The organism is Prosthecobacter sp. (genome assembly GCF_044222345.1).
Taxonomy (GTDB): domain Bacteria; phylum Verrucomicrobiota; class Verrucomicrobiia; order Verrucomicrobiales; family Verrucomicrobiaceae; genus Prosthecobacter.
This window is the reverse complement of the sequence record NZ_JBGANL010000031.1, coordinates 51,640-74,802: the sequence shown is the minus strand read 5'-3', so window position 1 is coordinate 74,802 and position 23,163 is coordinate 51,640. Positions and strand designations below refer to the sequence as shown.

Annotated in this window: 20 protein-coding genes and 1 riboswitch; of the genes, 12 read left to right on the top strand and 8 right to left on the bottom strand. The window is 61.3% G+C overall.

The features are described 5' to 3' along the window. On the bottom strand, positions 1-1,864 hold a 1,864-nt coding region (locus ACILSL_RS16780; protein ID WP_395733206.1), incomplete at its 3' end, for a TonB-dependent receptor plug domain-containing protein. 61 nt (positions 1,865-1,925) lie between these two features. Beyond that, positions 1,926-2,143, bottom strand: a riboswitch (cobalamin riboswitch). 139 nt (positions 2,144-2,282) lie between these two features. On the opposite strand from ACILSL_RS16780, the gene thiE reads away from it, so the two are divergent. Then, a complete protein-coding gene (gene thiE, locus ACILSL_RS16775) occupies positions 2,283-2,906 on the top strand; it encodes a thiamine phosphate synthase (protein ID WP_395733205.1) in 624 nt (207 codons plus the stop codon). A gap of 112 nt (positions 2,907-3,018) precedes the next feature. Here the strand turns inward: thiE and ACILSL_RS16770 are convergent, their stop codons facing one another. Continuing rightward, on the bottom strand, positions 3,019-5,829 hold the full coding sequence (locus tag ACILSL_RS16770) for a M16 family metallopeptidase (RefSeq protein WP_395733204.1): 2,811 nt from the start codon (positions 5,827-5,829) through the stop codon (positions 3,019-3,021). Between the two features lie 147 nt (positions 5,830-5,976). Continuing rightward, on the bottom strand, positions 5,977-6,849 hold the full coding sequence (locus ACILSL_RS16765; RefSeq protein WP_395733203.1) for an alpha/beta hydrolase: 873 nt from the start codon (positions 6,847-6,849) through the stop codon (positions 5,977-5,979). A gap of 172 nt (positions 6,850-7,021) precedes the next feature. Here ACILSL_RS16765 and ACILSL_RS16760 point away from each other — a divergent pair, with 172 nt between their 5' ends. From ACILSL_RS16760 to dhaL, 8 genes are all read left to right on the top strand, one after another. Beyond that, a complete protein-coding gene (locus ACILSL_RS16760) occupies positions 7,022-7,894 on the top strand; it encodes a hypothetical protein (protein WP_395733202.1) in 873 nt (290 codons plus the stop codon). Between the two features lie 32 nt (positions 7,895-7,926). Then, positions 7,927-8,544, top strand: a complete 618-nt coding sequence (locus tag ACILSL_RS16755) for a ribonuclease HII (protein WP_395733201.1) — start codon at positions 7,927-7,929, stop codon at positions 8,542-8,544. Beyond that, positions 8,541-9,071 carry a YraN family protein gene (locus ACILSL_RS16750; protein WP_395733200.1) on the top strand — a complete coding sequence of 177 codons (531 nt, stop codon included), beginning with the start codon at positions 8,541-8,543 and terminating at the stop codon, positions 9,069-9,071. Before ACILSL_RS16755 ends, ACILSL_RS16750 begins: the two co-directional genes overlap by 4 nt. 72 nt (positions 9,072-9,143) lie before the next feature. Further along, positions 9,144-10,157, top strand: a complete 1,014-nt coding sequence (locus ACILSL_RS16745) for a dihydroxyacetone kinase subunit DhaK (protein ID WP_395733199.1) — start codon at positions 9,144-9,146, stop codon at positions 10,155-10,157. Between the two features lie 13 nt (positions 10,158-10,170). Continuing rightward, the gene (locus ACILSL_RS16740) at positions 10,171-10,533 is read left to right on the top strand and encodes a Crp/Fnr family transcriptional regulator (RefSeq protein ID WP_395733198.1); all 363 of its coding nucleotides are present in this window, start codon (positions 10,171-10,173) and stop codon (positions 10,531-10,533) included. A gap of 1,013 nt (positions 10,534-11,546) precedes the next feature. Beyond that, positions 11,547-11,888 (top strand): hypothetical protein, encoded by a 342-nt coding sequence (locus tag ACILSL_RS16735; protein WP_395733197.1) that lies wholly within the window; start codon positions 11,547-11,549, stop codon positions 11,886-11,888. Between the two features lie 3 nt (positions 11,889-11,891). Further along, positions 11,892-12,296 carry an HNH endonuclease gene (locus ACILSL_RS16730; RefSeq protein ID WP_395733196.1) on the top strand — a complete coding sequence of 135 codons (405 nt, stop codon included), beginning with the start codon at positions 11,892-11,894 and terminating at the stop codon, positions 12,294-12,296. An 83-nt stretch (positions 12,297-12,379) separates the two neighbouring features. Next, on the top strand, positions 12,380-13,015 hold the full coding sequence (gene dhaL / locus ACILSL_RS16725; RefSeq protein WP_395733195.1) for a dihydroxyacetone kinase subunit DhaL: 636 nt from the start codon (positions 12,380-12,382) through the stop codon (positions 13,013-13,015). A 201-nt stretch (positions 13,016-13,216) separates the two neighbouring features. Here the strand turns inward: dhaL and ACILSL_RS16720 are convergent, their stop codons facing one another. Then, positions 13,217-14,749 carry a thiamine pyrophosphate-binding protein gene (locus tag ACILSL_RS16720; protein ID WP_395733194.1) on the bottom strand — a complete coding sequence of 511 codons (1,533 nt, stop codon included), beginning with the start codon at positions 14,747-14,749 and terminating at the stop codon, positions 13,217-13,219. After that, complete coding sequence (locus ACILSL_RS16715) at positions 14,746-15,765, bottom strand: chorismate-binding protein (protein ID WP_395733193.1); 1,020 nt, start codon at positions 15,763-15,765, stop codon at positions 14,746-14,748. The genes ACILSL_RS16720 and ACILSL_RS16715 overlap by 4 nt, the downstream gene beginning before the upstream one ends. A 100-nt stretch (positions 15,766-15,865) precedes the next feature. Between ACILSL_RS16715 and ACILSL_RS16710 the strand changes: the two genes are divergently transcribed. Both ACILSL_RS16710 and ACILSL_RS16705 read left to right on the top strand, forming a co-directional pair. Next, on the top strand, positions 15,866-17,395 hold the full coding sequence (locus ACILSL_RS16710) for an SIS domain-containing protein (protein WP_395733192.1): 1,530 nt from the start codon (positions 15,866-15,868) through the stop codon (positions 17,393-17,395). A gap of 331 nt (positions 17,396-17,726) precedes the next feature. After that, positions 17,727-19,178 carry a DUF1501 domain-containing protein gene (locus tag ACILSL_RS16705; RefSeq protein WP_395733191.1) on the top strand — a complete coding sequence of 484 codons (1,452 nt, stop codon included), beginning with the start codon at positions 17,727-17,729 and terminating at the stop codon, positions 19,176-19,178. Between the two features lie 51 nt (positions 19,179-19,229). Here the strand turns inward: ACILSL_RS16705 and ACILSL_RS16700 are convergent, their stop codons facing one another. Then, positions 19,230-19,934, bottom strand: coding sequence for a zinc ribbon domain-containing protein (locus ACILSL_RS16700; RefSeq protein WP_395733190.1), 705 nt, complete (start codon positions 19,932-19,934; stop codon positions 19,230-19,232). Between the two features lie 158 nt (positions 19,935-20,092). Here ACILSL_RS16700 and ACILSL_RS16695 point away from each other — a divergent pair, with 158 nt between their 5' ends. Continuing rightward, positions 20,093-21,004, top strand: coding sequence for an NDP-sugar synthase (locus ACILSL_RS16695; RefSeq protein WP_395733189.1), 912 nt, complete (start codon positions 20,093-20,095; stop codon positions 21,002-21,004). A gap of 106 nt (positions 21,005-21,110) precedes the next feature. On the opposite strand, the gene ACILSL_RS16690 is transcribed toward ACILSL_RS16695, so the two are convergent. Together ACILSL_RS16690 and rsmD are read right to left on the bottom strand one after the other, a co-directional pair. After that, positions 21,111-22,448 (bottom strand): 3-deoxy-D-manno-octulosonic acid transferase, encoded by a 1,338-nt coding sequence (locus tag ACILSL_RS16690; RefSeq protein WP_395733188.1) that lies wholly within the window; start codon positions 22,446-22,448, stop codon positions 21,111-21,113. Then, on the bottom strand, positions 22,429-23,010 hold the full coding sequence (rsmD, locus tag ACILSL_RS16685) for a 16S rRNA (guanine(966)-N(2))-methyltransferase RsmD (RefSeq protein ID WP_395733187.1): 582 nt from the start codon (positions 23,008-23,010) through the stop codon (positions 22,429-22,431). The genes ACILSL_RS16690 and rsmD overlap by 20 nt, the downstream gene beginning before the upstream one ends. Positions 23,011-23,163 lie beyond the last annotated feature (153 nt).

Genomic DNA, 23,163 nt, shown 5'->3' with positions numbered 1-23,163 from the left:
AATATTTTTCGCCGAGGAGGTTTTCGACGCGGGCGAAGAGCTCGACGTTGGGATTGAGCTGATAGCTGGCAGTGAGGCGGAGACGCAGGTAATCTTCGACATCGGCCTGGGCGGCACCGAAGCCGTCTTCGCGATCGATGAGATAGATGGCACCGATGCCGAGACGGAATTTTTCGACCGGTTTGACCCAGGCGTCGCCGGAGAGCGTGTGACGGGGACGGCGGACGAGACGAACGCCGGCGGTCAGGTCATTGGCATCAAGGTAGGTGTACTGGGCGGTGAAGCCGTAGCGGGTGCTGGGCTGATAGCTGAAGGCTGCCTCAAGGCCTGAGGTGCGGGCGTTGTTGATCTGCTGAAGTGGGCCGAAGGGTGGGAGGAAGACGATGAGGTTCTCGATGCTGTTGCGGAAGTAGGTGAGGCTGACGCTGCCTTTCTTGTTGGCGAAGGGCTGCTCGATGCCGAATTCCAGGCCCTTGCTTTTTTCAGGCCTGATGAAGGTGGGATCGCCAAAGAGGGCTGCCTCGCGGTTTTGGGGGCTGGCAGGTGCGAAGGCGGTGCCGTAGTTGGCATGAAGGACGGTCTGGGTCCAAGGCACGAGCCAGCTGGTGCCCACGCGCCAGGTGGTGGCGTCCTGGAAGTCGGAATAAGTGTCGCGACGGATGCCTGTGTTGATGTTCCAGCCGGTAAGAATTTCGGCCTGAGACTGGAGATAAAGCGCCCAGTTGGTCTCGGCTTGATCCACGTCATAGCTTTGGCCGCCGGGATTGAAGAGGCCTGGAGCGTCATCGTTGTAGCGGGAGTAGCCGATGTCCTGGAGCCACGCACCTGCGGTGATTGTCCACTTGTCCGTGGCCTTGAAGACGCTCTGGTATTCGAAGAAGTGATTGCGGGAGGTGATGCGGTTGTTGCCGCCGCCAAAGTTGAAGTTGGTGGAGGCCTGGCGGAAGTTTCCGAACTGGTAGGTGAGAGTCTGGGTCCAGCGGTCATTGGTTTCCCAGACGATGCGAGGGGAGATGCTCCAGTATTCGCTGAGGACGTGGGCATCGGGATCATTGGCACCAAAGCCAGTGGTGGCACCGGGGGCACCGACGTCTGCATTGTAGTAGCGAAGGTCGACATCAAAGCGGAGTGTGTCAGCTAGCTGGGCACCAAACTTGGCGGCGACGTTGCTGAGCTGGAACTGGCTGTTGATGCGGTAGCCCTGGGTATCTTGACGGCTGAGTTCAAGGCTCCAGTCGAAGATGCCTGCCGCACCACGGGTGCCGAGGCTCTCGCGGAAGCTGCCATAGCTGCCTGCCTCAAAGGAGAGGCTGGTCTCTGGCTTTTTGAGGCCTTTACCACTGCGGGTGATGATGTTGATGACGCCGCCGAGGGTCTTGCCTCCATAGAGGCTGGCGGCAGGGCCGCGAAGGACTTCAATGCGCTCGACGTTGTCGAGCGTCATGGTCTCAATGTTGTAGAGGCCGGCGAGATTGGCAGGGACGGGGCGGCCATCGATGACGACGAGGGTTTGGTCGCTGTTGGTTCCTCGGAGGAAGATGCCATTGACTGAGCCCGGGGTGCCGCGGTCCGCGATGGTGAGGCCAGGGACTTGGCGGAGGGCATCTGGGACGAGCTTGTATTGCTGCTCCTCGATTCGCTGGCGGTCAATGACCGTCACACTGCTGGCGGTGCGCCAGCGCTCGGTTTCCGTCTTGGTGGCGGTGATGACGACCTCGGTCAGGGGTGACGGAGCAGAGGCTCTCTCTTTGGTTTTTTCGTCCGGCTTTTTGACCGGTTCGGCTCTTAGCAAGGAGAGGGTACTGAGGAGCAGGGACAGGGACGCGAGCGTGAGGCTGCGTCCACGGGATATGTGGATGAACATGTGTGTGTGGGTTTCATTGGTTCGATGAAATCATCCGCGCACTGCCCAAAAGAGCGGTGGAGAGGATGATGTGTTCGCAGCGAGATGTTCGGACTCCGGGTTTGTGCGACGTTTGACCGCCGCTCCTCGCCTCCGCCTTCACCAAAGATTGCTCCCGATTGGCTTTGCTCCATGTCCGCAGACATGAATGGAGGGTCGTTACCCGATACCGCAGCGCCACTGTGGCCGGTTCTCACGGCCTTCCCTGCATCTGCGAACGGCTGCATGGGCGTTGTGCACGCACATGCAGATAAAGAAAACGGGGGGCTCCACGAAGGGTGCCCGCCGCCATGGATTGTCATAGGCTCCGAGTGAAGCCGGGGCAACCGGAAACTCAGCCTTGCAGAAAGCCGCATCACCACTCATGCAAAGCGCACCCATGAAACGCATTCAAGACGCACGGCTCTACGGCATCGTTGACCTCGGTTATGTCACGGCGGAAAACGTCGAACCCATGACCAATCAGCTCTGCGTCGGCGGTGTGGATGTCCTCCAGCTCCGCGCCAAGAAACTGACCTCGATGGAAATCGAACGCCTCGCCCGCCTGATGCTTCCCATCACCCGCTCCCATGGCGTGCCGCTGGTGATCAATGATCATCTCGAAATCGCCGCCGCCATTGGCAGTGAAGGCGTGCACGTGGGGCAGGATGACGATGCCGTGGCTAAAGCACGCGCCGTCGTAGGCCCGGCATGCTTTGTCGGCAAATCCACCCACAGCCTCGCGCAGGCCGTCGCCGCTCAGGCAGAAGGCGCGGACTACATCGGCTTTGGCCCGCTGTATGCCACGGGGACGAAGCCAGACTACGTGCCCATCGGTTTAAACGACATCACCGAAGTCCATCGTCGCGTCACTCTCCCGATCTTCTGCATCGGTGGCGTCAATGCCGCGCGTCTCGATGAAATCATCGCCGCAGGTGCACGCCGCGTGGTGGTGGTGTCCGCGTTTTTGCAGGCAGGAGACGTGAGCGCGGAAGTAAGTTCGCTGAAGGCGCGCTTAGTCTGATCTCTGGGTATTGCAATGCCGGGTTGGCTTCGCGGCTTCGCAGCAGCCGGCACTACAATACTGGGCCAGAAAACGGGGGCGGCTGCGAAGCGAGCCCCCGCCCGCTTATGGATTACTTCTTCTTCTCGATCGGAATGATGTCAGCAGACACCGCGCGCTTGGCACCCAGATATTCCTTCGCGAGGGCTTCCAGCTCCTCCTTCTTGATTCCGGCAAAATCACTGACGAAACTGCGCGCCCAGTCGAGGCGTTCTGGATGCTCCTGCGCACAGCGCAGCACGTTCATGGACCAGTACCGGTTGTCGCGGCGCATCTGCTCCAGTTGGGCCAGCATTGGTTTGATGGCGCGGTCAAATTCATCGTCGGTGATCGGCCCGCCTGAAAGCTTGTCGGCGATTTCAGTCACCAGCTTGGTCAGTGAGACGGCCAGCTCCGGCTTGCACTCGATCATCGTCGTCATGTAGCCGTAGCCGGTGAAGGTGTCGTTGGCCACGTGGTAGCAGGCGGGGCTGTAGGTGTCTCCCAGCTCTTCACGCACCTTGATGCGCAGCCGGTCGTCCAGGATGGAGCCCAGCACCGTCAGGCGGCGGGTGCGCTTGATGTTGAGCATGTCCGTGGTGGGCCAGTAAACAGTGGCGATGGCCTTCGGGATCTCGGTGTCAAAGGGGAAGGTCTTGCTGGCCTCCGGCTTGGGGAAGGCCACCATGCGTTCCTTTTCATACGCAGGCTTCTTCTCCGCACGCTTCGGCAGCGCACCGAGTGTCTTGGCCACGGCGTTGAGCGCGGTTTCAGCATCCACGTCTCCCAGCACCGTGACTTCCAGGTAATCCTGCGTCAGCGCCGGTGTGAGCCAGGCTTTGAGTTCGGCCAGCGTGCGCTTGCGCAGTTCCTCGATTTTCGGGAAGCCCCAGCGTGCATCACCTGAGTGCATGAAGGAGACGACGTCATTGTTCATCACGCCCTCCGCAGTGTGCTGCAGCTGGGTGTACATGGGGTCGATATTTTTTTCAAACTGACGTGCCGCTTCTTCGCGATACCCCGGCGCCACAAGGTAGGCGGTGAGCAGTTGCAGCTGGGCCTCCAGATCCGCCGGCGTGGTCCGGCCGCTGAGCAGGAAAGCTTCATCGCCAATCGCGAAATCACTGCCCACGGTGCGGCTGGCGAAGATGCGGCGGATGTCATCCACCCCATGCTTTTCCAGGCCGCCCAGTTGGAAGGTGCTCTGGGCAAAGGGGATGATGCCCGGCTTGCCAGCAGGGGTGCTGAGCTTGCCACCGCCGAAGTTGATCAGCACGCGGATGGTGCCCTTTTCAAATTCGGTGTGCTTGAAGTTGAAGCGTACATTGTTTTCAAACACCGCCTGGCTGATTTCGAGATCCTTCGCTTCCGAGCGGCTGGCGACCTTGCCCGCAGGGCCAAACTCCGTGTAGGCAAAGGCGGCGGTTTCTTCCTTCGCAGGGGCGGCCACGGGTTTGGCGCGGCTGGCCTTGAAGGTTTCAATGATCTGCTTGGAGGCATCCCCTTCGAGCTTCAAATTGCCGCCGAGGAAGATCTGCACGTCGTCACCCTTCCAGTCGGCCACCAGCGCTGCATGGCTGTCCTCTTCCTTCAGGCTGGCCAGCACCGTGGAGATGCGGGCAAGATCATCCGCCGGATGCGTGAAGACCTTCTTGCTGGCAAGAATGCTCACCAGACCGCTGGCGAGATCCCGTGACTTGCGGCTGTCGGCCTGGTCGGCGCGCAGCTTGGCACCTTTGAGGATGGTGGCCTTGGCTTCTTCAAATTCGGCTTCCGTGAATCCGTGCTCGATGGCGCGGCGCAGCTCAGTTTCCAGCAGCGTGAGCGTGGCCTTCCAGTTCTTGGGATCACACTGGGCCTGGATGCCGTTCACGCTGACGAATTCGAGGTACTCATAGCTGTAGCTTTCTGCGCCCATGAAGGGGGCGCCTTCAGCCTTCGAGAGCTTGGACAGCCGCTGATTGATCATCATGTCCGCGAGATCGCGGATCGTCTTTTCCCGGCGCGTGGCCGCATTGTCCGGCTTGTTTTTGGCAGGGCGGGGGATCTCCACAGAGAGGGTCAGCGCCTCGGCCTGCATCTCCGTGTGCAGCTTGGCGATGATGCCGTAGCCGGAGGTCACCTTGCCAAGATTGGGGTCTTCAGCTTCGCCATGCTTGGGTTTGGCGTCGGCAAATTGCTTTACGATCTCCGCTTTGACGGCGTCAGTGTCTTTGAAATCCCCCACGGCCACAATGATGGCGCGCTTCGGTGTGTAATACTTCTCGTAGAAGTCCGCGAAGCGCGGGCGCTTCATCGTTTTGATCATCTCTTCCGTGCCGATGGGCATGCGGTCGGGCAGGATGGACTCCGGCATGGCAAACTTGTAGCCCGCCATCATGGTGCGGTATTCAATGGAGTCCCGGCTGAGCTTCTCGCTGAGGATGATGCCACGTTCCTTGTCGATCTCGGCTTCATTCAGCAGCATGCCGTCCAGATCATCGCGGAAAAGCTGCAGGCCTTCGGCGATGTACTTCGGCTCCACCTTCGGCAGTTCGAGCATGTACACCGTTTCCTTGAAGGAGGTGTGCGCGTTGGTGTCCGCACCGAATCCCATGCCCAGGCGCTGGAAGTACTCCACCATCTCGCCGCCTTTGAAATGCCGCGAGCCATTGAAGGCCATGTGCTCAAGGTAGTGCGCCATGCCCTGCTGGTCGTCCTGCTCCATGAGCGACCCCACATCCATATAAAGGCGGATGCTCGCGCGTCCGGGCGGTTCATCATGCGGCAGGATGACGTAGCGCACGCCATTTTCGAGCGTGCCGTACTGCGCTTTGGGATCGGCTTTGAGATCGCTGTGGTCCTGCGGCCAGTCGGCGGCATGGGCGGTGGAGACGACTGCTGCGAGAAGGAGAGAGCGGAGCATGGTTTTTCGATGCGTTGGGTTGGAAAGGGTAACGAGTGGCAAACTCAAAATGATGAAAGAATGCGCGAGCGTTCAAATGACGAAACGGCGTGTGAGCGGAAATTCGTCATTTGGTTTTCGGAATTTGTCATTCCTGTCGCAGGCGGTCTATTCCACCTTGCCCAGGCCCGCTTCGGGGTCCGGTTCGAGGAAGCCGAGTTCCACTAGGAGTTCGTCCATCGCCATCAGCGTCGCTTCATACATCTCAAAGGAGAGATTGAAATTGAAGAAGCCGTGGCCCTGGCCTTCGAACTCGATCAGACGGCAGAGGTTCTTCTTCTTGCTCGATTTGCGCGCAAACTGATAGGAACCGTCAAAGGGGACGACGCGATCACCCGTGCCATGCATGATGAGCATGGGCGGCAGGCCGGGGCGTATGGCGCGGATGAGGTCTGCGGCCTTGCAGGTGGACTGGTCCGGCCAGCGGTCACGACCAAAGGCGTACTTGGAGTAGGTGTCCATCACCGGATTGAACAGCACGATGGCATTCGGGGCCGGGCTGCAGTCCAGCGCGTCTGAAGGATCATCGAAACCACTCAGGATGGCTGAAGAGGCAATGGCATGCCCACCCCCGGAACCACCCACACCGACGATCTTGCCGGGGTTGATGCCCAGTTCGACCGCGTTCATGCGGATCCAGCGAATGGCGGAGCGTGCATCTGCCATGGCCTCGACCGGACCCGTGCCGTGACGGCTGGCGACGCGATAATCAAAACAGATCGTCGTCATGCCACGAGAGGCGAAATACACGCAGTGCGGGGCAAACTGTGCCACCTGGCCGTTGTCCCAGCCGCTGCTGAAAAAGAAGGCTGCCACAGATTTGGGGTACGAGGGTGCCTTGTCCATCTCGGGTTCCCAAATATAAGCCGAGAGGTTCACACCACCGACAGTCTTGTAGATTTCTTCTCGGGCGGTCTTCAGCAACTCCCGATTGCGATCAATCGGGGGGGTGCGGGGCTGACCTTCGCTGTGGGACACCATGTTTGGGGGGTAAAGACGTTGACGTTTACCAGAATGACCAAATCGGGCAAATGGTTTTACTCTGGATTAAAACTATCACAGCAAATTTCCCGGGATGCTAATTATAAAATGATGGAGTCCGGTTGTTTTTGCGTAAAACGTGCCCTTGTTTGCAGTCGTCACCGCAACCACCATGCGCCCTTTCCTTTCCCTTCTCCTTGGATTAAGCCTGTTTCAACTTTGCCCTCATGCTTATGCTCAGGAGGACGAGGCCGGACTGCAGGCAGTGCTGGAGAAGGCGTATTACAAATGGAGTGACGCCATGCAGCGCAAGGATGCCAGGGCCTGGGCGGCCAGCATCACCCTCTATCGTCAGACGGTGATTCGCAACATGGTGGTCAGTGAGCGCCAGACCTTTCCTGACGCGGTGTTTGCCTCCGATGTGCAGCCTCCGGTTCTGGCGGGCCTGCGTCTTCTGGAGGCGCAGGCGGTGGGTGATACCGCGCACCTCGTTTATTTTGGCCGGATCGACATGGGCCAGGACAAGGAACTCATCCGCGAAAACCTCCTGAAACTGAAGTTCGGCCGTGAGAACGGAGTGTGGAAGTATGACAGCAACCGCATCTCCCGTCTGGACAGTGCTCCGGAAGTGGTCAAGGAGCTGAAGGCTGGCAAGCGTCCCGACTTTCTCGACACCCCCGAGTACACGCCCCCCGGCAGCATGCCTTCGCCGCCGCCTCTGTGCCGTGTTCCAGATTACAAGGCGGGCAGCAAGCTGCAGAGCTTCGGCTATGAAACGACCATGAGCATGAATGGCATCACGTACGATCCCGTGCGGGACGGGCTGGATCAGCAGATTCTCATCGGCGGCCTCGTCAACGGGCACAACGAAATCACCCTGCACATGAAGCCTGTGCCAAAGCCCGAAGGCGGAAAAGCCGCTTTGGAAATCCGCATCTACAAGCTGTCCAAAGATCCCGCCAAGCCAGGCGCCGAAGTGCTGCGCTGGCAGGCGCCTGAGAGCGGCGCTCCGGCCAAAGTGACCCTCCCCATAGAGGTGAAATAGCAGCAGCTGCGTGGTTCCCCATTCTTTATACCATGCCAACGATCGACCACGAGAACGCGCTGCGCGCTGAGGGGCACCGCATCGTGGCCGGGATTGATGAGGCTGGCCGTGGCCCTCTCGCCGGTCCCGTGTGTGTGGCGGCGGTCGTTCTGCCGGACGACTTCACGCACGCCGTGCTCAATGATTCCAAGCAGCTCAGTGAAGTGAAGCGCGAGCGATTGTACGAAGAGATCACCAGTGATTCTCGCATCCGCTGGCACTGCGTGAGCATCGAGCCTGAGGAAATCGACCGCATCAACATCCTTCAGGCCACCTGGGAGGGCATGCGGCGTGCCGCGCTCGGCTTGCAGCCGGTGCCAGATGCGGCCCTCATTGACGGCAAGCCCGTAAAGCGCTTCCCTCTGCATCAGGTCGCCTTGGTCAAAGGAGACAGCCTCAGCTATTCCATCGCGGCGGCCAGCATCATCGCCAAGGTCACGCGGGATCGCCTCATGGTCGCCATGGCGCGGCAGCATCCGGAGTACGGGTTTGAAATTCACAAGGGCTACCCCACGCCTGCACATCTGGCGGCTTTGAGGCAGTACGGTCCCTGCCCTCATCACCGGCGCAGTTTTGGTCCGGTGGCCCAGCTCGAACTCGGTCTGGCATGAAGCGCCTCCTCTCCCGGCCTCTCAGTCTGTGGCGCTGGCTGCGGCGGCGGGTCACAGGGAATGTGCGGGTGCGGGCAGGGGCGCTCTGGCTGCGCGCCCGGCCGCAGGCTGTGTTTCAGCGCCGGCTGGCCGGACGAAAAATGGCCAGCAGGGAAATCGGCGACATGGGTGAAATCATCGCCGCACGCTGGCTCACCGCGCATGGTCGCAAGGTGCTGTATCGGAACTACCGGGGTGGAAACCGTGGGGAGGTGGACATCGTCGCCCGGCATCGGGATGTGCTCACCTTCATCGAGGTGAAGTCCCGCACCAGTACCGCCTTTGGCCGCCCTGCCGATGCCGTGGGGCCTGACAAACAGCGCCTCATTCAGCGCGGAGCCATGGACTGGCTGCGCCTGCTGGGAAATCCCCGCCTCAAGTTCCGCTTCGACATAGCCGAGGTCATCCTCACTGAGGGCGAGCTGCCGCGCGTCCATGTGATTGAGAACGCCTTTCAGATGCCGGACCGCTCTCTCGCAGGACGGTGAATCGTGCTTTGACAGAGCCCCGGTGTACGCCGTAAAACTGACGTTTCCTTTCCAACCCAGACGATTCAAACCATGAGCCACGCCAATCCTGCCAAGAAGATCATCAACAATCCGCTCAAGTGCGCCGACGAACTCTTTGAAGGTCTCGTGCTTGCTTATGATGGCAAGGCCCGCCGCGTCGGCACGCGTTCCATCGTCATGAATGATCTTCGTCCGGACGCGCCAGCCTTGCTCGTGGGCGGCGGTGCCGGGCATGAGCCGATCTATCACGGCCTCGTCGGCAAAGGCATGGCCGATGGCGCTGCCGTGGGTGAGATCTTCGCCGCTCCGCCGCCGGACATCGTGCTGGAAGCCGCGCAGGCCGTGAACCGTGGCAAGGGCGTGCTCTTCCTCTACGGCAACTACGCCGGGGACGTGATGAATTTCGACATTGGCGCGGAACTGGCCGCAGATGAAGGCATCACTGTGAAGACCGTCATCATCGCCGACGACGTCTGCTCCGCCCCCCCTTCGGAAAAGCACAAGCGTCGTGGCGTCGCCGGCCTCGTGCCGATCACCAAGCTTGCCGGCGCCGCCGCCCAGACGGTGGATTCCCTGGACGAACTCGCCCGCATCGCCCAAAAGGCCTGCGACAACACCCGCACCGTCGGCGTCTCCACCAAGCCCGGCAGCATTCCTGCCACCGGCAAGCCCACCTTCGAACTGGCCGATGACGTGATCGGCCTCGGCATGGGCATCCATGGTGAAAAAGGCGTGGGTCTCATCCCCATGTGCACCGCCGATGAACTCGCCGCCAAGATCCTCGACCTGCTTTTCGCCGATGACCTTCCTCTGGGCGCCGGAGATGAAATCGTGTTCTTCGTCAACAGCCTCGGCTCCACCCACATGATGGAGCTCCTCATCCTCCTGCGCGGCGCGAAGCCCATCCTCGACGCACGCGGCATCAAGATTCACCAGACCATCGTCGACAACATTGTCACCTGCCAGGAAATGGCCGGTGTCAGCTTCAGCATCACCAAGCTGGATGCCGAACTCAAAAAACTCTGGGACCTGCCCTGCGAAAGCGTGGGCTACACCAAACTGTAAACCCGCCCACACCATGAAACTCCCCGAGATCTTCGCCAGCCCTGCCAACGTGCGGTTCGTTCTGCAAGGAACAGCCATTTTTAATGCGGGCGACGACTCGGGGGAGATGTTTGTGGTGCAGAGCGGGGAGGTGGACATCGTCATCAACGGTGTCGTCGTCGAGACCGTTCTGCCCGAAGGGTTCTTTGGCGAAATCTCCCTCATCGAAGACTCCGAGCGCACCGCTGACGCCATTGCCCGCACCGACTGCAAGCTCCTCCCCGTGAACCGGCATCACTTCCTCTACATGGTCGATGAGATGCCGCAGTTTGCCCTGCACGTCATGAAAGGCATGGCCGACCGGCTGCGCCGCGCAGACCAGCGCGCGAAGGGGTAGGGGACGGCCTCTTTCTTCCCTCCGGTTGCCGGTTGCCACCCCTAAGCACGGCAACCGGCAACCATGTTTCCGCCCCCCCCCTGAAAACGGGGCAATGGATGGCAATTCGCTGCAATCTGTGGTGAGAAATGGCATGGAATGGTATTTGATCCGCCCCATTTCAAAAAAACGACGGCAACCATGAGAGGGTGTCTGGTTGCCATGTGGAAACCATGCAGGGCGGGGAACTGACCGGGCCCCACAAGGGTGCTGCAGCCCCCGGGACCATACCTGTGAGTGGCCTGCGGTTAAGGGGGGGCATTCTTGTCACGCGAGGGAAGGCTGGTGTCATGGCATGCTCCATTGAAAATAAGTCTGTCGCTGAGAGTGCATGCGGCTTTCAGGAACGTAGGTCGGTCGTGTTTGGCGTCGAGTGCTGCTCATGCTCCAGCGCCACGTCCGCCAAACCGCCCGACTGCGAGGACGTTCATACGCCACAGCGCCTGTGGATCGCTCAATGCTGCCTCACCCATCGCTCGCAGGCTCAAGACGCTTGCCTCACGCTCTTGGACGCCACGTCCATCCTACGCCCCGGCATGAAGCGTGCCTGATCCTCCGCTTGGAAAACAGGCCTGTTCCTTCAGGCTCGTTTTCAACAGCCCATGGTGTCAGGCCTTCAACGAATATGATTATATTACATCCTTCCATGGCTGCATTCATCCCACCATCGGCGTGCCCAGGGAGTCGCTGTTTGGCATGCGCGGCGCGTTCTTCCACAGTGAGCCAATGCCCAGCCATAAAGCTGACCCTTGGGGGCCTTCCCTCACGCCTCCTCTCCCCGCTGGTTGCCAGTTGCCGTGCTTAGGTGTGGCAACCGGCAACCACGCCGTTCACATGGCCTCCGAAGGCTGCGCAACCTGTGGCAGTCCAGAGCAAGCGGCTGCGATGTGTGGCAAGCGTGTGCAAATCAAGGAAGCTGCTCGGGCCGAGAGCCCGGCAAAAGCGTGGCAACTTGGGAGGGGGCTTGAGTTGCCATGGGATTACAAGTGCTGAAGATCGGGGTAGGGGTTGAAATGGGCGGAATGAGGCATACGTTCCCTCCCATGAACTCAGTGACCACCACGGAAGCTGGCATTTTAAGCCGTCTCATTCAGCCGGGAACGGGCGGATGGGACAAGGCGGCAGCCACTGCCATTCTGAGTTTTTCATTCTCTGCGGATGATCGGGAAAGGATGCTTGTCCTCTTGGAGAAAGCCAAGGCGGCAGAACTGGACGAAGCAGAACAAAACGAACTCACGAGCTTCCAAAAAGCAGGACGCACCTTGGAACTGATGAAGGCCCGGGCGCGCCTCTCGCTGAAACAGGCTGCTGCATGAGTTATGCCGAGACCGTCCCGCAAGCTGGAACGGCAGGTAATCGCGCAGGCTGCGGGCCGTTGCGAGGACTGTCGGTTGCCTGAGCATGTCTCTGATCTTCCGTTTCACACAGATCACATCATCGCGGAGAAGCATCGTGGTCCCACTGTTCTGGAGAATCTGGCGTGGGCGTGCTTTTCCTGCAACATGCACAAGGGGGCCAATGTGGCAGGAATTGATCCAGTGACAGGCGAGGTGGTCAGGCTGTTTCGTCCGCGTCAGGATGTCTGGACGGAGCATTTCAAATGGCAGGGCGCGTGGCTGCATGGACAGACACCCATCGGACGCACGACGGTGATGGTTTTGGAAATGAATGATCCTGACTCCGTCCTGTTGCGTGAACTGCTGTTGCTTGAAGGCACTTTTTAACGAGCTGCCGCCCTCCTCAGGGGCTCCGCCGGGTCAGGCTTCGCATTTGACTTCCCCGCCAGCGCGCCAACAATCGCGGTCCCATGCCCAAAGCCACCCTTTCCAAAGACGAAGTCAAAGCCATGCTCCTGCTCGCCTGCGAGCGTATCATCGCTGCCGAGCCGATGCTGTCCCAGGCCGACCGTGATCTCGGAGACGGGGATCATGGCATGGGCATGGAGCGCGGCATGCGTGCGGCCACGGAAAAGCTCAACGCCGGCGAAGTCGAAAGCATCGAGAAAGCCTTCGCCACCGTCGGCATGGCGATGATGAGCAGCATGGGCGGCGCCAGCGGTGCCATCTTCGGCACCTTCTTCCGCAACGGCGGCAAAGCCCTCAATGGCAAAGAATCCTTCGATGCCGCCGCACTGGCCGCATTCCTCCAGGCCGGTGTGGATGGCGTGAAGCAGCGCGGCGGTGCCGCCATCGGCGACAAAACCTGCGTGGATGCCATGGAGCCTGCCGCCACCAAGGCCGCCGAAGTCTCCGCTCAATCTCTGCCAGAGTCCATCACCGCCGTGGCCGCCGCCGCGGAAGCCGGCAAGGAAGCCAGCAAAGCCATGGTGGCCAAGTTCGGCCGTGCCAAGACCCTCGGCGAGGCCTGCATCGGCTTCCCCGACGCTGGCGCCTGCTCCGTGGTGGTGATCATCACCGCCTTCCGCGATTACATCGTGGCCTGATTCGCCGGACTCTTTTTTCCCGTAGGTCGGCCGTGTTTGGCGTCGAGCACGCACCATGCTCTATAACTCCTCCACCAAACCGCCCGACTACGAGGACGTCCTTACGCCATCGTGATTGCGGTACGCTGACAGACGGGCGGGCTGTCGCCACACCCGTCCATGCGCCGCGTAGGTTCTAAGTCACGCTGCTTCACAGCAGCCTCACCGTGGCCGGATCACCGGCTTCTGCCAGTCCTTCCAGAACGCTTCCGTTTGCAGCGGATCGGGCCGGATTTCGATCACCATGGGCACTGGCAGCAGGTCGGCGAGATCATGGGCATCAGCCGTCTGAAGATACTCCATGCCCCAGAGCTGCGCCCAAGGCTCAAAGCCCAGCGCGTGGCGGTTTTCGATCACGTTCCGCGCGGCCTCAGGCAGGGCGCGCATGCTGGCCACGCGGGAGAAAATCTTGCCGCCCCCGTTGTTGATCACCACGATGCGCAATTGCGGATGCTCCATCTGGGAGATCACCCACGGCGCGGCGAGATCATACAGCGCGCTCAGGTCCCCGAGGATCAGCCAGCATTCGCCGCCATGCACTGCGCTGGTGCCGAGAAAGGTCGAAACGAGTCCGTCGATGCCGTTCGCTCCACGATTGGCAAAAAGCTCGATGCCCGACTTCGTTGTCTGCAGCGCCAGGTTGAATTCACGAATCGGCAGGCTGTTGCCCAGAAACACCCGCGAACCTGCCGGAATCGCCTTCGCGATTTTGCTCACCCAGGCCGGTTCTGACTCCGGGAATTTCTCGAAGTCAGGCTCAAAGCGCAGGATGCCGCAGGGCGGATCGACGCGGGTCAGCTCCGTGCTGCGGATGTTCTCCCACGCCAGCGTTTCCACATTCTCCATCCGCGCCAGTCCGCTGAACCCGGTGCGCGTGATGTTGGTGACCTTGATCTTCGCCAGATCCTCCAGATCCCGCCACCAGCGCCACGAAGGCACCGCGCCGATGCGCAGCACGTGCGCCGGGCGTGCGGATTGCAGCGCCCGTTCACCACCGGGAATCAGCAGCGGCTGCAGTTCAGGGAACCCATGCAGATTGGAGGTCGCTTCGGCGATGATCGGCGCGCCGAGCCGGGCCAGCAAAGCGGCAGCCTCGGCAGCTTCACGCGGGTGCATCCCCGCAGCCAGGACCAGATCACACTGCAGAGGTCCGGGCGGCCCTTCTTCAGAGGCGGGCAGCTGCTGGGCGGCGGAAAAATCCACGCCCGCCACGTTCGTCTCCAGCGGTTCGTCCAGGCACACGTTGAGGTGCATCGGCCCGTCGGAGCAGTGGCCTTCATGGGATTCATCCGTGGCATCCCAGTCGCCCACGATGGTCGCATAGACGCCAAACAAACCCGCCTGTTCAATGGCCTGTGGCGCTCCGCTGCCACGGTATCTCTTCGGCCGGTCCGCCGTCACCAGCACCAGCGGCAGATGTTGATAATGCGCTTCGATCACGGCCGGCAGCAGCTCCGCCGCCGCAGTCCCTGAAGTCGTCACCACCGCCACCGGCTGGCGGTCGGCCATGATGCGGCCCAGCGCAAAGAAGGCCGCGCTGCGTTCTTCAAAGAAATTCCAGATCTTCACGCCGCTGCACGCCAGCAGGGCGGAAACCAGCGGCGCATTGCGAGCTCCGGCTGCCACACACACCTCCCGCACGCCCAGGTACGCGATGGTGTGCAGCGTTTGTTGAATGAGCTGGGTCTGCGTCATGATTGAAGAGCCAGCAGTCGCAGCACGGCCTCGCGCTTGAGGCGCAGTTCACGCCATTCATGGTCAAAGGCGCTGCCTCCCACGATGCCGCAGCCGGAGGGCAGGCTGATCTGATTCCCCTCCCAGCAGATGCCACGGATGGAGACGACGATGTGCGTGGTGCCATCGGTTTCGGCAAAGCCAAACGGTGCGCCAAAAAATCCCGGCACCTTCAGCTGCTGCCGGTACTCCCGCAGTTTTTCCATCGACTCAGCATCACGCGGCAGGCAGCCCACCGCTGGTGTGGGGTGCAGCAGCGGCACCAGTTGCGCCGGATCGGCGGCAGAGTTCAGGTGCACGCTGAGCTTGGACTGAAAGTGCACAAGACCGGAGGTCTGGCACAAAACGCGCGGATCACGCGTCACGGCCCCCAGGGCCTGCAACTGCTGCGTGAGGTAGCGCACCACGATCTCATGCTCCTCGATCTCCTTCACATCCGTCAGAAACGCGTCCTGATTGCCGGGCTTGGCCGTGCCCGCCAGCGCCATCGTTTCCAGCTGCTGCCCTTTCACCTTGAACAGCAGTTCAGGCGTGGCACCGAGAAACCCGCCGCTCTCTTTCACATGCGCATAGCCCCACATGTTCGCCGGGGCTTGCATGATGGACTCCAGCAGCCGTCGCGGGTCACCCGCAGTCAAAGTGCCGGATTCGGTCAGCACAGGCACCATCTTTTCCAGCCGCTTGGCCTGGACGTCCCGGCGGATGCGGCGGAAGGCCATCTTGAACCATTCTGTGGCGGGTTTAGCCCATTGAATCTGAGGCTTTTGGGAGCCATTGAGGTGAATCTTTTCCGCCAGGCTGCCGGCGGTGATCTCATGCAGCCGGGCAGGCGCTTTCCAGGGCTTGGGGTCCTTCAGGTCGAAGTCATTGATATAGAAGGCTCCTCCCGCTGCCGGCGCGGTGGCCAGCGCGGTGAAGGGGCCTTCTCCCAGCCATGCCCGCCCATCGGGCAGCCTGAACAATGCGAATTCCATCATGCGATATTGCATGCATAGTGAAACGCACCGCGCTGCGTGCAAGATGGGAAACAGTCACATGTGAACATCCTTCCTGCTTCGCCAGTCGAATCACTATTGCATGAAAGCTGCCGACGAATTCCTCAAGGTCGCCACCGACTATCAGCTCGGCGCGCTTGATACGGAATCACAGCATCCCTTCACCACGTCTCTGTCCCAGATGGCGCGTTCGGATGTGGGGGAGGCGGTCAAGCTCATGCACCAGGTGGATGTGCTCGCCTTGCGCCAGTTTGCCGCGAAATCCGCCCCTCTGGCAGACCTCGCACGTGCCATCGCCGCCACCCTCGCCTCAGGGCACCGGGTCTTCCTCTGCGGCTGCGGCGCCACCGGGCGGCTCTCACTCAGCATCGAAGTCTTCTGTCGCATGGGGGTCCTGCCCGTGACCGATCCGGAGCGCATCGTCGCCTTCATGGCCGGCGGGGATCTCGCCCTGATCAAGGCCATCGAGACCTTCGAAGACCACCCCGAATACGGCGCACGACAGCTCGAAGAACTCGGCTTCGCCAATGGCGATCTGCTCATCGCCACCACCGAAGGCGGCGAAACGCCCTTTGTCATCGGCGCGGCAGAACGCGCTGCGGAGCTCTCCACCAATCCCCCCTGGTTTCTCTACTGCAATCCGGACGAGCAGCTCGTCAAAGCCGCCGCGCGCTCCAAGCGCGTGATCGAAAATCCGGCGATTCATAAGCTCAATCTCTCGGTGGGTGCCATGGCCGTCTCCGGCAGCACCCGCCTGCAGGCCAGCACCGTGCTCATGGCCGCCATCGGCTTCGCCTTCATGCACCAGCACGATCCCGAGCACGCCCCTGCGGAGGTGCTGCAGCTCCTGCGCCACGTCGCGCATTGCGACGGCCAGTTCCTCGTGCCCTTCATCGAGCACGAGGCGGCGGTCTATGCACGGGGTGACTATGTTTTTTACAGCAGCGCACGCTTTGGCATCACCGTCGTCACAGACACCACGGAGCGCGCACCCACCTTCAGCCTCGTGCCCTTTGAAAAGCAGGACGATCCCGCCGCCCTCGCCTCATGGTCTCATTTCCTCATGCCTGAGCAGCCCGGCGCGCATGCCGCCTGGCAGGCCCTGCTGCACCGTGAGCCGCGCACCCTGGAATGGCCGGACGTGCGCCACGTCGCCGGTGCCGAGGTGCTGGCCTCCTATGATTTCTCCGCGCAGCTCGCGGCCCGACGACGCATCCGCACGCATGACGCCGCGCATCTGCTGTTTCACATCGACAGCGGGGCAGGGGAGATGGTCTGGGAGTTCGATGGTCTCAGGCATCAGATCGACCTCACCGGCATCCACGAATTCCACGCCCATCTGCTGCTCAAGCTCCTCATCAACATCCACTCCACCCTCGTCATGGGCCGTCTGGGTCGCTACCTCGACAACCTCATGACCTACGTCAAGCCCAGCAACAACAAGCTCATCGACCGCGCCGTCCGCTACGTCCGCCTCCTCGCTCAGCGCCGCACCGGCAAGCTCCCCGGCTATGAAAAAGTGACGCGCCTCCTGTTCGAAGAACGCGACAAACTCCAGCCCGGCGAACCCATCGTGCTGAAGACCCTGGAGGCACTGGGCGTGAAGGTTTGACTGGGCATTGGCAACGAGGTCTGCGCAGGCTTTCAAAGAAGTTTCTTCAGAACGAATAACACCGATGAGGACAGGATTCACAGGATGACGGAATTCACAGGATTCTCTGATGAGAAATCCTGCAGCATCCTGTAATTTTGTTAATCCTGTCTTCTTTGCGCCGCTTTGAAATGGGATCCTCATCCCTCCAGCGCACCTGGCCCGAAGGTTCCCAGAGAAACGTCCGGCCGTCCTAAAGCCGCCGTCAGCGCGCTTTGCCACATTCTCACATCACCGTATTTGCTGTTTGCGGTGTGAAACATGACTGTCCTTGCCTTCGTAAGCCCTTGAGATGCTCCCCCCCTCCGAAACCGCTCTCCGCGATCAGACCCGCCGCCACTTCTTCAGCCAGTGCGGCATGGGCATCGGATCCGTCGCGCTTGCATCGCTGATGGCGGAGCGAGGACTGCATGCCGCCAGCGCCGCCGCCGCCCCCGGGCCGGGCGTCATGAAAAAAGGCGACGTCACGCCACGCGCCAAAAACGTCATCTACCTTTTCATGGCCGGCGGGCCCTCACAGCTGGAGCTCTTCGACTACAAGCCCAAGCTCGTCGAGCTGAACGGCCAGCCCATCCCGCAGAGCTACATCGAGGGCAAGCGCTTTGCCTTCATGGGCACCAGCAACGGCTTCAAGCTCCTCGGCACCCGCCGCGAGTTCCAGCAGCGCGGCCAGAGTGGTGCCTGGATGAGCGACATGCTGCCTTACATGCAGGGCGTGGCCGATGACATCAGCATCGTCACCACCTGCAAAACGGAACTCTTCAATCACGCCCCGGCCAAGCTCTTCATGAACACCGGCAGCGGCCAGTTCGGCCGCCCCTCCATGGGTTCCTGGGTCACCTACGGCATCGGCAGTGAATCGAGCGATCTCCCCGGCTTCGTCGTGCTGCAGAGCGGTCCGCGCGGCCCCCGTGGTGGTGCCGTGCTCTGGGGCAGCGGCTTCCTTCCCACCACCTACCAGGGCGTGCCATTGCGTGGCACCGGCGAGCCGATCCTGAACCTCTCCACGCCCGCCGCCTACAGCGCCGCCAGCCAGCGCCGCGTCATCGACACCGCACGCGAGCTGAATCTCTCCCGCCTCGTGGAAACCGGTGACGACGAAATCCAAACCCGCATCAACGCCTACGAAATGGCCTGGCGCATGCAGAGCAGCGCCCCGGAGCTGATCAACCTCAAGGGCGAATCCAAGGCCACGCTCGATCTCTACGGCGTCGATCCCACCCAGCCGTCCTTCGCACGCAACTGCCTCCTCGCCCGCCGCCTTGTGGAGCGTGGCACTCGCTTCGTGCAGCTCTACCACACCAGTTGGGACAATCACGGCGGCAAAGGCGAAACCCTCGAAGACGATTTCCCCAAGGTCGTCAAAGACGTCGATCAAGCCTGCGCCGCCCTCATTCGCGACCTCAAATCACGCGGCCTGCTCGAAGAAACCCTCGTCATCTGGGGCGGCGAATTTGGCCGCACCCCCATGGGCGAAAACCGCGACAAAACCGGCCGCAATCACCACATCGACGCCTTCACCATGTGGTTCGCCGGCGGTGGAGTGAAAGCCGGCCAGACTCTCGGCAAGACCGACGAGCTCGGCTTCGGCGTCGCCGAAGACCCCGCCCATGTGCATGACCTTCACGCCACCATCCTGCACCTCCTCGGCCTGGAACACGAAAAGCTCACCTTCAAATTCCAAGGCCGCGACTTCCGACTCACCGATGTGCACGGCAAAGTCCTGCACAAGCTGCTGGCATGATGCTGGCCGCAGCGTGAGTGCCACTTCGCGTTGGGTGGCTTGAAGCAGTGACTACTCCACCAGATACAAAATGCGCCCGCAGCTCTCGCACTGCGTGAGCTTTTCCGACTGCTTCAGCGACTGGATGACACCCACGACCACCTTCATGTGGCAGCCGCCGCACATGGCGTTTTCCATCGGCACGATGGCGGCATCGCCCTTCTTGGTGAAGATGCGGGTGTAAAGATCAAGAGCATCGGGATCGATCGGTGCAGCCAGCGTGGCACGCTCGGCGTTGAGATCGTCGAGGCGCTTTTTCACACCCACGCCACGTTCTTCCAGAGATTTGAGTTCCTCGTTCACGCGCACCTGGGTGGCGGCCAGCTTGGCCTGCGCTTCCTTCAGCTTCTCCTTGGCGGCTTCGAGGGCTTCCATCTGCTCCAGTTCGCCGTCTTCCAGCTTGGTCACATCAGCCTCGTAGCGTTTGATCTCATGGCCGAGGGCGGCGAATTCGTCGTTCTTGCGCGTCTCGAACTGCTGGTCCTGCAGGCGCTTGATGGAGGTCTGGCGCGTCTGCACATCGAGCTGGATGTTTTTGATCTTCACCTCGACTTCCTTCATTGCCAGATTCGCGGCATCCACGGCGGCCTGGTCTCCCGCGAGCTGCATTTTGGCCCGGGCTTGCATCGTGGGGATGTCCTTGAGGTCTTTCTGCAGGGCACGAATGCGCTGGTCACGTTCCTGAAGCTGAATGAGTTTCGTGATGTCTTGAAGCATGTGTGCTGGATGTAAGCCGATGCCGGGAAAAAGCACAAGCTCTCTGTTGTTCGGTTCAGGGCCTGTCTTGACCTCAGCACTTCGCCTTGACCAGACCCTCACCCGACGAAAAGGTACGCCTCATCCATTTCTCCCTCACTCCATCCCTCCATTCCCTCGTGAAACCCACTCTCCTCATCCTCGCTGCCGGTATGGGCAGCCGTTACGGCGGCCTCAAACAACTCGATGCGATGGGCCCTGCGGGTGAGGTGGTGCTGGATTACTCCGTCTTTGACGCGATCCGCGCGGGCTTCGGCAAGGTGGTCTTCGTCATCCGCCGTGACTTTGAGGAACTCTTCCGCACTCAGATCGGCTCCAAGTATGCAGGTCGCATCGAGGTGGACTATGCGTTTCAGGATCTGCACGATCTCCCCGCCGGATTCACCGTGCCGGAAGGCCGCACCAAGCCCTGGGGCACCGCGCACGCGCTGCTCGCTGCGGAAAAGGTGGTGAACGAGCCCTTCCTCATGATCAATGCCGATGACTTCTACGGCCAGGACGCCTTCAAAAAGATCGCGGCAGACCTCATCCAGCCGCGTCCGCGGGACGGCAAAAGCCACTGGTCCATGGTGGGCTTCTATCTGAAGAACACCCTTTCGGATCACGGCAGTGTGTCCCGTGGCGTCTGCACCTGCGATGCCAGCGGCATGCTCAAAACGGTTCTGGAAATGACCAAGATTTTCAAATGCGACACCGGTGCGGAAAACCGCGAGGTGGAGGGCGCCTACGTCCCGCTCACTGGCAATGAAGTCGTGTCGATGAACTTCTTCGGCTTCACGCCCGACATCTTCGCGCACCTGCGCGCCGCCTTCACCGCCTTCCTGACCGAGCGCGGCACCGAGCAAAAATCCGAATGCTACGTTCCCGCCCAGGTGGATGCCCTCATCGCCGCCGGCAAAGCCGATGTGCGTGTGCTGGAGACCACAGGAAAATGGTTCGGCGTCACCTATCCTGAAGACAAGGCGGAGGTGGTGGCCAGCATCCGCGCGTTGATTGATGCGGGTGAGTACCCGCAGTCACTCTGGGGCTGAAGTAGTGCGGGCAATCCTGCCCGCATCCGCAGCGCTCAACACGGGCAGGATTGCCCGTGCTACTGAGCGCGGAGTGGTCCGCACACTCCGTGTGCGGAAATGGGAGTCAGGAGACCTCTCCACCTTGGAGCAGCCTCTCCACACTCCGCAGCGTCGCGCCTTCGTGAATCGTCAGCGCATCGTGGCCGGCCTGCGCCATTCGCCTGGCCTTCGCTTCATCCTTCAGCAGCACACGGCACGCCGCTTCCAGCTCCGTGAAATCCGCTACCTGCTGGGCGCCTCCGTGCTTCAGCAGCAGATTCACCAGGGGTGTGAAGTTCTCCATGTGCGGGCCAAACAGCACGGGCTTCTGCGCCAGCGCGGCCTCGGCGGGATTCTGGCCACCTTCAGCGAGAAAACTTTTTCCGACCACCACCAGCGTGGCGAGATGCTGCCACGCGGCGAGTTCGCCTGTGGTGTCGATCAGGAAGACCGGTGCACCGGCATCGACCCGTGAGTTAGGGGCGCTCCGCAGGGCAGGGGAGATGCCGATGCTCTGCAAATCAGCGCTGATCTCCGCACGGCGCTCCACATGACGCGGCACAATGAGCAGCGCGAGATTGCTCACCTGCTCACGCAGACGCAGGAAGACGCGCGCGAGCTCGATCTCCTCGCCTGCATGCGTGCTGGCGGCGAGCAGCGTGGGCTGCGCCTCGGCAATGCCGGCCAGCGCGCGTACCGCATGCAGTTCCTCGATTTTGATGGCGGGCACGACCGCGCCTTCAGGATCGTATTTGATGCTGCCGGTCAGGTGGACGCGCTCCGCATCGACTCCAAAGCCCTGCCAGCGAGCCACGTCCGCAGCTTCTTGTACGAGGACCTGCTTCAGCATGCGAAAAATCGGGCCGATGAACCAGCTGAACCTGCGGTAGCGACGCTCGCTGCGCGGAGAGAGCCGCGCATTGACCAGTGAAATGGGAATACCGAGGCGTGAGGCGGAGGTCGTGAGGTTGGGCCACACTTCCGCCTCCACGAGCACCAGTTGCGTGGGCTGGATGCGCTCCAGCATGAGACGGCCCACACCGGGCAGATCGATGGGGCTGTAGATGGCCACCACGCGGCCCGCATGCTGCGCCGCCAGTTCCGCGGCGAGCGCATGACCCGTGGGCGTCGTCGTGCTGAGCACGATGCCGAGGTCGGCATTCGTTTTCAGCAGTCGGGTGATGAGTTTTTTCGCCACTCCCACTTCTCCCACGCTCACGGCATGCACCCAGAAGCGTTCGCGCTGGGGCAGGGCGTTGATGGCGGCCTGAGTCTCCTGGGGAAAGAAGCCGAAGCGCTGGGCGAGATCCTGCCAGCGGCCATTGCGGCGGCGCATCTTGCGGATGGCTCCCGGCAGCATCAGCACGAGCCCCAGAGGCAGCGCCAGATTGTACAGAGTGAGGCTAAGCGCTTTCGATGCCATGCGGAAGTTTGCGCAGCCAGACGATGCGGGTGGAGCCGTAGTTGCGATCCGTCAGCACCTCCCAGCCGGGCCAGTGTTTCGTTTCGCGGTTGAAGTGGTGGCTTTCCAGAATGAGGTGGCTCTCCGCATGCAGCAGCGCAGGCAGGGATGGTTCGGCCAGAAGTTTGGCCACGAAGTCCGTGTCTTCATCGCAGTGCGTGTAGGGCGGATCAGCGAAGATGAGATCGAACTGCTTGCCGTCTTTTTCCAGCAGCGGCAGCATGCGGAAGACATCGCTGTGGCGCACCGTGGCCCCGGTGAGGCGGGTCTTGGCGATGTTCCGGCGGATCACCTCGCAGGCCCCCTTGTTTTCATCCACCAGCACGGCCGATGCCGCGCCCCGGCTCAGGCATTCCAGGCCGAGAGCCCCTGTGCCGGCAAAGAGGTCCAGCACATGCGCGCCCGGAACGAGTTCCCCGAGCATCGAGAACACAGCCTGCCGCACCCGATCCTGCGTGGGCCGGGTGACGGTTTTGGGGACTTCGAGAGCGAGCCCTCCTGCACTACCTGAAATGATACGCACCCAGTTCCTTTAGCGGTGGGCGGAAGGGATGCAAGAAGGGGCTGCAGCGGGAGGAACTGACAATGGAAAAATACCTGATGGCAGGGCAGTCGAATCGTCGTGTGCTCCGGCTGCTGGCAGGTTCGCCCTTAGCTCAAGTAAAGAATCAGTCAG